Source organism: Paraburkholderia franconis (assembly GCF_009362735.1).
Classification (GTDB): Bacteria; Pseudomonadota; Gammaproteobacteria; order Burkholderiales; family Burkholderiaceae; genus Paraburkholderia; species Paraburkholderia franconis.
The window spans coordinates 1-3384 of the sequence record NZ_WHNP01000182.1 but is presented as its reverse complement, the minus strand read 5'-3'; the positions used below and the strand labels follow the sequence as shown (position 1 = coordinate 3384).

5 protein-coding genes and 3 pseudogenes are annotated in these 3384 nt (G+C 59.0%); 2 read left to right on the top strand and 6 right to left on the bottom strand.

Annotation, left to right across the window (positions count from 1 at the left end):
• Both GCT13_RS47235 and GCT13_RS47225 read right to left on the bottom strand, forming a co-directional pair.
• A pseudogene (locus GCT13_RS47235) lies at nt 1-180 on the bottom strand (IS256 family transposase); the annotation flags it as partial.
• 402 nt (nt 181-582) lie between these two features.
• Nucleotides 583-1134 (bottom strand): DUF1643 domain-containing protein, encoded by a 552-nt coding sequence (locus GCT13_RS47225; protein ID WP_152768388.1) that lies wholly within the window; start codon nt 1132-1134, stop codon nt 583-585.
• Between the two features lie 32 nt (nt 1135-1166).
• Here GCT13_RS47225 and GCT13_RS47220 point away from each other — a divergent pair, with 32 nt between their 5' ends.
• Complete coding sequence (locus tag GCT13_RS47220; protein ID WP_152768387.1) at nt 1167-1409, top strand: hypothetical protein; 243 nt, start codon at nt 1167-1169, stop codon at nt 1407-1409.
• A gap of 2 nt (nt 1410-1411) precedes the next feature.
• Here the strand turns inward: GCT13_RS47220 and GCT13_RS47215 are convergent, their stop codons facing one another.
• Nucleotides 1412-1639, bottom strand: coding sequence for a hypothetical protein (locus tag GCT13_RS47215; RefSeq protein ID WP_152768386.1), 228 nt, complete (start codon nt 1637-1639; stop codon nt 1412-1414).
• A 167-nt stretch (nt 1640-1806) separates the two neighbouring features.
• Here GCT13_RS47215 and GCT13_RS47210 point away from each other — a divergent pair, with 167 nt between their 5' ends.
• Entirely contained in the window at nt 1807-2115 is a 309-nt protein-coding gene (locus tag GCT13_RS47210; protein WP_152768385.1) for a hypothetical protein, read from the top strand.
• 91 nt (nt 2116-2206) lie between these two features.
• Here GCT13_RS47210 and GCT13_RS47205 read toward each other — a convergent pair whose 3' ends face one another.
• The 3 genes and pseudogenes from GCT13_RS47205 to GCT13_RS47195 form a co-directional block, all read right to left on the bottom strand.
• The gene (locus GCT13_RS47205; RefSeq protein ID WP_152768384.1) at nt 2207-2389 is read right to left on the bottom strand and encodes a hypothetical protein; all 183 of its coding nucleotides are present in this window, start codon (nt 2387-2389) and stop codon (nt 2207-2209) included.
• A gap of 167 nt (nt 2390-2556) precedes the next feature.
• A pseudogene (locus GCT13_RS47200) lies at nt 2557-2925 on the bottom strand (RtcB family protein); the annotation flags it as partial.
• A gap of 47 nt (nt 2926-2972) precedes the next feature.
• A pseudogene (locus tag GCT13_RS47195) lies at nt 2973-3384 on the bottom strand (transposase); the annotation flags it as partial.

The window sequence follows — 3384 nt, the reverse complement described above, 5'->3', positions numbered from 1 at the left end:
ACGGCCGGCTTCGTGCATTAACTCGTCGATGCTGGCGCGGGTGTTCTGAATCAGATCGAGCATGGGCAACAGGAGCTGACTGTTCTCGGCAAAACAGGCGCGCAGCCCGTCCGGGTCCTGCTTGGGCACCACGTGCAACGGCGCGCTGGCGCTTTGGGGCTTCTTCTTGGTACGCTTCATTTGGCGGTTCTCCTTGGTCCCCTGTCCGGGAAGTTGGTCGTCGAAACCCGATTCTCTCGGATTTCCAACGGGGAACCGCCGCCTTCAACCTTCAACTACGCCCGGGACATTGCCGTCGCCGTTGCACCGGGAGATTGATGCACCGCCGTATCGAGTTGTCGTCAACGCTCGACCAGAGTATCGACCTCGCTCGCCCACTGAGATCGAAGGCTACGTGGCGCGAGCGACCATCACCAGGCTGGACGGATCGCAGGTTTATGAAAGCTGCCTCACGTATCAAATCAACGAGGGTGATACCTTCGTTGATCTCCAATCTGCAATGCGAGATGGCGAACAGAGGGCGCGAGATGCTATCAACACCGGTTTTCCCGGCTAGAGCTGTACGCAGGTGATCGAAAACAATCAACTTTGAGGGTCCCTCTTTGTGGATGCCGCGATAGCGGCGCACCATTCGATTAGTGGCTGATCTGAGGACACGTAAAGCGGGTGACGTGGCGAGCCGTACTTGGTCGTGCCGAGGCACCACAGTCGAGCGCCGGCGTCAGTCAGAATGCTGGCGACGCGTGCGGCGCGTTCCGGCTTTGCATTCGATCCCCACGCGCATACGACGTCGCCGCACTCGCGCGCGAAATTCCATAGATAGTCGTCGTTGTCCGGGCCGATTGGGTCAGGATGCGACCAGAGTGCGGCCGGATCGGTCGAGCGAAGCGCGTACAGGTTCGCTATGGCGAGGCCATTGCAGTCCCATAGCTTCGCGAAACCTCGACAGCGACGAATCGTCGGATCGTCCAGCGTCACGTCCGCCTTGCTCGGATTCAGCATCACGAACAGCGCCATCGACTTCATCGGGCGCATCGGTTCTGCCGGGCGCGTCAGCAGGTAGCGATAGGTGCCGCAGTCACTCAGAATGCAGCCGCGCTCGCCGGCGAGATCGGTGTCGGTCAGGTATTGCATGCTAGGATTCCCGTAACGATTGGGAGTGAGCAATGGATCTGAATGGATTCACGCGATATAGGGCCTCCTTTTATCGCGTCTCGGCAAACTACAGCCCCGCAGGCGAGTGGCGTGGCACTATCGACATCCGTAAGCAACGGTCGGATGGTGTCGTCGAAGCCCTTGTCTCGCACAAGGACGTACCCGGCAGCTTCCCGTCTGAAGACCTGGCGCGTGTCGCCGCAGGCGCTTATGCCAGAGTGATCATCGACGAAGAAAAATTCAGCGACGCGTAGGTTCAAAACGCCCTCCTGAACTCGACCACCCATACCCACGGATTTGCATTCCAACCAAAGTCGCGTGTGGCATAGAGGTTGTCCCAAAGCGACCGAAGACCCACCATGTAGTCCTCCGGACAGGTGATCGAGCACGCGATGTGCGCAGGTATCGGACCGGCGCCCTTGGCGATGGCGTCTCGCACGCGTATCCTCCGGTCCGTCCATTCGATTTTGCTGTTCTCGCTCATGCAATTCCTCCTACGGATTCCAAGAAAGGTCTCGATTGAGGCTGAATTAGCTCGGCGCCGCTCGGCATGTTGGATGCTGCCGTGATCCAGGCACCATCTGATGACCGTGGAAGCAGCCGATGCGCGCAACTCGTCGCTTCGCGCCGTGTTCTGTAGCGAGGAAAGCCATGTCCACCAAGTCCTATACGCCGTATCGCGGTTGCAAAATTGAAGTCCACGTCACGCCAGCAAAGTGGCATGCGTTCGGTTGCATATGTCGGCGCTATCGCGTGTCGTGGATGGTCTCTTCGCCCGGTAATCCAGATGAATTGCTTGCAAGTTTTCCAGAACAGTTCGACTTTCTTACTGAGCAAGAGGCATTCAGGTACGGGGAGGGGCGAGCGCACACATTCATTGATTCCATCCTGTCTACTCCACCGCAGAGACGGATCGCGGGCAACAGTTCCGAGCACGCAGATGAAGCGCCCACGGTTTGATCGTTTTCTTTGTTGCTCTCATTGCCACGATAATCGGGATTTTGTGCTTGCTTGCTTTGTGGAATCTCGCGGTAGCGCTCGGCGAGTTTGATTAGCCAACGTTTTCTGCGGATGCAGCGATAGCAGCGTCGATAGCCGCATCTAAATCCGCTTCGCCGTGCGCAACCTTCACCACAACATGGAAGAGTCCAATCTGCTGCGGGCCTGCGAGCATGTAACCGTTGTGGTCGGCGTTTCGAATATGCCTATACCGCTCCGCATCCTTCGTCTTCACGCTGTCAGCTGCAGGGGAGGCCGCAGCGCGACGCTTCATTCCGTCGGTCTCAACGCGTGCGCACCCTAGTTCCGTTTGCTGGTGGTGCAGCTCCAGCATCTCAATGGGTGACCCACGACCGACATCCGGAATCGCCGCCTGCGCGGTGGTCGCAAGGCAATCAGGGCCTAACCTTTCACACAAACCACTTGCCGCAGCGTATGTACCACCTCGACCAGGCTCCGCTGCGCGGCCATCACCGCGTCGATGTCCTTATAGGCCATCGGAATTTCATCAATGACCCCTGCATCCTTGCGACATTCGACATGCGCCGTTGCGCTGATCTGATCCTGGACCGTGAAGCGCCGTTTGGCCTCTTTCCGGCTCATCGCGCGCCCGGCGCCGTGACTGCATGAGCAGAAGCTCTCTTCATTGCCGACGCCGCGAACGATGAAGCTCTTCGCGCCCATCGAACCGGGAATGATGCCGAACTCGCCCACTCGCGCCGACAGCGCGCCTTTACGCGTGACGAACATGTCGGCGCCGAAGTGCCGTTCCGAGATAAGGTCAAGTCTGGTGTACGGGCCGTTGATAGCGGGCGACGTCAAGCGGCGAGTTTCTGCTGACCCGGTTGATCGTCTTGCACCGGCTCGCCGTCCTGGAAGGCAATGCCCTCCAGCAACAGCTGGATCTGTTCGGGGCCGTTGATCCGGCGCCAGTTTTTTCCGCTTCCTCGATTAGCTTGAATGCCAGACCGAGGAAGGTCGGTCGCGACACGCAGTTGCGCGTACGCGTAGTACGGTGGCGCACCGTCGCGAACGTCGACTCGATCGCGTTTGTTGTGCGCAGGTGCTGCCAGTGTTCGGCCGGGAAGTCGTAGAAAGCCAGCAGGCTCTCCCGATCCTTCTTTAACGTTTCCGTGGCCTTCGGATATTTCGCCGCGTAGACCGTCACGAAACGATCAAACGCCGCATACGCGTCGGCTCGCGTGGCGGCCATCCAGATGGCCTGCAGAT

Bases quoted from the DNA above. Each gene is read 5' to 3' on its own strand.
- GCT13_RS47225 (WP_152768388.1), bottom strand. From the start codon at position 1,134: ATGCAATACCTGACCGACACCGATCTCGCCGGCGAGCGCGGCTGCATT.
- GCT13_RS47215 (WP_152768386.1), bottom strand. From the start codon at position 1,639: ATGAGCGAGAACAGCAAAATCGAATGGACGGACCGGAGGATACGCGTG.
- GCT13_RS47220 (WP_152768387.1), top strand. From the start codon at position 1,167: ATGGATCTGAATGGATTCACGCGATATAGGGCCTCCTTTTATCGCGTC.
- GCT13_RS47210 (WP_152768385.1), top strand. From the start codon at position 1,807: ATGTCCACCAAGTCCTATACGCCGTATCGCGGTTGCAAAATTGAAGTC.